This is a genomic window from Candidatus Symbiopectobacterium sp. (assembly GCF_020054415.1).
Taxonomy (GTDB): Bacteria; Pseudomonadota; Gammaproteobacteria; order Enterobacterales; family Enterobacteriaceae; genus Symbiopectobacterium.
On the sequence record NZ_JAHWCO010000502.1, the window covers coordinates 1 to 4,117 of the forward strand.

5 protein-coding genes and 2 pseudogenes are annotated in these 4,117 nt (G+C 50.5%); 1 reads left to right on the forward strand and 6 read right to left on the reverse strand.

Annotation, left to right across the window (positions count from 1 at the left end; translation table 11 throughout):
* Positions 1-137 (reverse strand): annotated as a pseudogene (locus QZ506_RS14680) (IS1 family transposase); the annotation flags it as partial.
* Positions 130-246, reverse strand: a complete 117-nt coding sequence (locus tag QZ506_RS14685; RefSeq protein ID WP_291972027.1) for a hypothetical protein — start codon at positions 244-246, stop codon at positions 130-132. The gene QZ506_RS14685 and the pseudogene QZ506_RS14680, both read right to left, overlap by 8 nt.
* Here QZ506_RS14685 and QZ506_RS14690 point away from each other — a divergent pair.
* Positions 214-405, forward strand: coding sequence for a hypothetical protein (locus QZ506_RS14690; RefSeq protein ID WP_291972029.1), 192 nt, complete (start codon positions 214-216; stop codon positions 403-405). The two genes, QZ506_RS14685 and QZ506_RS14690, sit on opposite strands and share 33 nt — an antisense overlap.
* Before the next feature lie 234 nt (positions 406-639).
* On the opposite strand, the gene asmA is transcribed toward QZ506_RS14690, so the two are convergent.
* The 4 genes and pseudogenes from asmA to QZ506_RS14710 form a co-directional block, all read right to left on the reverse strand.
* Positions 640-2,490 carry an outer membrane assembly protein AsmA gene (gene asmA / locus QZ506_RS14695; RefSeq protein ID WP_291972031.1) on the reverse strand — a complete coding sequence of 617 codons (1,851 nt, stop codon included), beginning with the start codon at positions 2,488-2,490 and terminating at the stop codon, positions 640-642.
* Positions 2,491-2,534: 44 nt separating this feature from the next.
* Entirely contained in the window at positions 2,535-3,116 is a 582-nt protein-coding gene (dcd, locus tag QZ506_RS14700) for a dCTP deaminase (RefSeq protein WP_291972033.1), read from the reverse strand.
* 40 nt (positions 3,117-3,156) lie between these two features.
* A pseudogene (udk, locus tag QZ506_RS14705) lies at positions 3,157-3,795 on the reverse strand (uridine kinase); the annotation flags it as partial.
* Between the two features lie 108 nt (positions 3,796-3,903).
* Positions 3,904-4,117, reverse strand: a 214-nt coding sequence (locus QZ506_RS14710) for an IS1 family transposase (RefSeq protein WP_291972035.1), incomplete at its 5' end; no start/stop codon positions are given.

The window sequence follows — 4,117 nt, forward strand, 5'->3', positions numbered from 1 at the left end:
ATGTAAGTACCGATGATCCTATCGTGCATTTCGGATGATTTTGAATATCCGAGCGTCTTGCGATTGAGCCGTTGCAATCGGTTACGCAGTGTCAGATGTGCACGCTCAATACGCTGTGTATACAGCTTGCTAACAATTTGTTTTACTTTTGGAAGTTCGTCGTTGTAAGCCCTGTAGCCATCCGTGTTTGCATGACTGAAGACGGTAACGCTGATGGCCACTTTTGCCATAACCGTGTTTTTTCACAGGAGATGTCTGTTCACAAAACGGGCATCTTACATCAACTTTAGCCACTGTATTCCACATCCAAAATCGGACATTTCACACTGCAATCAACATATTGAATACACGACCTTTATTTCCGTAAAAGAGATAAGGTTAATAAACTGTCTATTGGTGTATTGAAAGAAAAAAACTATTGGCGAACGTTGTTGTCTTGGTAGCTATCTCTGACGTCCTCGGCAAAAGTCAGGGGCCTCTGCCAGCGGAAATGCGTTTAGTCTGTGGGAGATTCCCTCCTTCGCGGGAATGACGGGTAAGGGCGGGAATGACGAGCGGCGTTCTTGATTGGCGAAGGGGGCGGAAATAATGAGTCCCCCCTATTTATCGACCTCGATCTTAAGACCACGACATAGGCAATCAAAGCTTGTCGAGAAGCTGTTTTAGCCCTTTTCCGGTCTGGCTCTGCTGGTTTTTGTCTGCCCACTCATTGAGCCGCTTTTTCATCTCATCCTGAAGGCGTTTACGCAGCAACTGATCGACTTGTAGTTGATAGCTCAAGTTATTGATCGGGCCATAAATACGCAGAGGTACGCTGGTAGATTTTAAAATCTCCACTAACTGCTCATTGCCACGCCAGCCGTCGGTAATGTGCACGTTAAAATTCATGTCACATTGTTGAGCCGGGAGATCAAACTGGCTGGTGCCGGTGAGCGACAGCAGCGCAGATTGACCGGTGATATCACTTACCCGCAGTTTGCCTGCATTGAGATCGGTATTGCCGGTCAACCGCGTAACGTCGGTATAACGATCGTAGCGCTCTAACGCCTGTACATTGCTGTTGTTGCGCACCACCGCCAACTGAATCATCTGCTGAATATTCACGCCATGAAAACGCAGGTTGTCCACACGCAATGTCGCGTTACCCCGCCACTGACGCATCAATGCATCCAGCGAGAAAGTATCGCCACTAAATTGTCCCTTTAACGACAGTTTGCCACTTACCGTTTGCGGTAACGCAAACGCGACTGTCAGCGGCTCAACGCTCACACCCTCAATAGTGGGTTGCAAAGTGATTTTAGGTGTTGCCTTCGCATCCATTTTTCCGGTCAGTGCGATACGCCCGCCGTTAAGCTCACTCTGCAACGAGGAAAGAGTCAGTACGCCAACCTGATTAACCGCGTTGATGTTTACCTTGCTGAATGTCAGGCCACGGTAGATAAGCGTGTCTGCCTGCAATGCCAACTGCGCACTAAACGATTGCCATGAGGCATCGCCCTCACTCAACCCGCGCTCCGTCGAGACTACCGGCGTAACGGTCTTGATCGCGGCTGGCGAAGCTTTTTGCGTTTGTGCCGTTGGCGCACTTCCCAGCAGTGCATCAAGGTTTAGCAGTGCCGCGTTGATGTCCAGCGTATAGACAGGGTGATCACCCAGGATTGCTGTCGCATTCCCGCTCAGTTGACTGTCACTTGCCGCCAGAGTGAACTGACTTATCGTGACTTTTTCTGGCTGAGTAGCACCAGCAGCTTGTTGATAGCTGGCTAGGAGGCTACCACTGCCGCTAATGCCGCCAACGGGAATACCTGCGCCCTGAAGTTGGTATTGAAATTGTTCGATGCTGGCGTCGATTTGCTGCGGATAGTGCTGCATATAGAGATTCGCCTGAAGTGATACTGCAAGGTCGCGCTGATCGCGATTAATGCGGCTGGTCAATTCCATCGCCAGTTGGCGCTCACTGCTCTCTTCCAAAGTGAGGTTGATATCGCGTACGTTGAGCTGTTCTTCGTCACTGCGCTGCAAAATCAACAGGCTATCCACGATTTTCAACTGATTAATGGCAAGTCGCCAATTGCGCGTCTCTTCAGGCGTTGACGAACCGGCTGGCGCAATGGGCGCGGTGCTGGGGCGATGCGCTTCGCTTTCAGGCGTTAAGCGCACCACCGCGCCTTTGAGCATCACCTGCTTCACTTCCAGACGATGTGACAATAGCGGCCAGAGTTTCACATCCATACGCATGTTTTCTGCACTGACAATCGGTGCCGCCGCGCCCGGCGCGGTTAGCGACATACCGCCAGAGAGAATGCTGAGCTGCGGCCAAACGTGCCAGCGGAGATCCCCCTCCAACTGCAAACGGTATCCGCTGCGTGCATCAACCTGGCTTACCATGTAAGCGCGAAAATCGTTGGGATTCACCAGCATGACCATCGCCGTCATACCGACAGCCAGCACCACAAGCAAAATCGCCAGCGTCGTCAACACTCTTTTCATACCATTCTCCCAACAATCAGTGCAACAGCATTATGCACTGGCGATCAATCCTTATCGATTCGGCTCGCCACAGCGCCCTGCTGATCTTTGTATTTTGCATCTTCACGACGGTTGTAGGGGCGCGCGGACGGGCCAGAGAGCGGTTCAAAACTCAATGCACCGATAATCATGCCAGGGCGTAATGCCAACGGTAGCTTACCTGAATTATAGAACTCCAGCACAATTCTACCCTGCCAGCCGGGATCGATGCGATGCGCAGTAACGTGAACCATTAATCCTAGGCGCGCCAACGATGAGCGACCGTCGAGCCAGCCCACCAGATTATCCGGCAATGTCACCGATTCCAACGTCACCGCCAGCGCCAATTCGCCAGGATGCAGGAAAAACGCTTCGCCTTCCGGCAAGTTGATTTCATCGCTCATCACGCGATCGAGCGCCGCGCTAACTTCGTCTTTTGGGCCGCTTAAATCGATAAATGCGGCAGTGTGTCCGCTGAAAACGCGAAACTGATTACCCAGCCGCACATCCAGCGTTGCACCGTTGATTCGTTCAACGGGAGGACGGGGGGTGATAACCAGGCGTCCATCGTCTAGCCAGCTTTCTATGTCACGATCGCACAGTCTCATGTTGTTCCCTTTTCTCGTTTACGCCGTCTTCGGTGAATTCTTCAAAAAACTGACTGATTTTGGCTTTCAGAATATCAATCGCAATACGGTTTTTACCGCCGCGTGGCACGATAATATCTGCATATTGCTCGGACGGTTCAATAAATTGCAAAAACATTGGGCGTACCGTTTTTTGATACTGTTCCATGACCGAGTCCATGGAGCGACCACGTTCGTTCACATCACGGCGCATACGGCGCAGCAAGCAGATATCCAGCTGGGCATCGACAAAAATAGAAAAATTCAGCTCAGCGCGCAGGCGGACTTCAGTCAGTAACAAGATACCTTCCAGAATGATCACTTTCTTCGGCAACAAACGTACCGTCTCTTGCTTGCGGGTATGCTCAACATAACTGTACTGTGGTAACTCAATCGCTTGTCCGGCTTTGAGCATTTTCAGATGCGTTAACAGCAGGTCATGGTCCATGGCATTGGGGTGGCCGTAGTTGGTTTTCACCCGCTCTTCCATGCTCAGATGGCTTTGATCTTTATAATAACTGTCTTCCGGGATGACCCCGATATGCTCATCCCCCACCTGATCGCGCAACTCGCGATATAGCGTACTGGAAATAAGACTTTTGCCAGAAGCGGATGCTCCTGCAATTCCGATGATGACACACTGGTGAGACGTCGCAGCCATGACAATGAATGACCTGATAAATGAGGGAAATGCCGAATGGCATAGTAACGGGTAAACAAACAGTAACGAGCGAATTATAGGTAGTGTATTCGATGAGTTGATGTAGAATCAAACGTAGTACTCGCGTTCGATGTAAGTACCGATGATCCTATCGTGCATTTCGGATGATTTTGAATATCCCAGCGTCTTGCGATTGAGCCGTTGCAATCGGTTACGCAGTGTCAGATGTGCACACTCAATACGCTGTGTATACAGCTTGCTAACAATGTGTTTTACTTTTGGAAGTTCGTCGTTGTAAGCCCTGTAGCCATCCGTGTTTGCA

Excerpts from the sequence above, each read along its gene's own strand:
- QZ506_RS14690 (WP_291972029.1), top strand. The coding sequence starts at position 214 with ATGGCCACTTTTGCCATAACCGTGTTTTTTCACAGGAGATGTCTGTTC.
- asmA (WP_291972031.1), bottom strand. The coding sequence starts at position 2,490 with ATGAAAAGAGTGTTGACGACGCTGGCGATTTTGCTTGTGGTGCTGGCT.
- dcd (WP_291972033.1), bottom strand. The coding sequence starts at position 3,116 with ATGAGACTGTGCGATCGTGACATAGAAAGCTGGCTAGACGATGGACGC.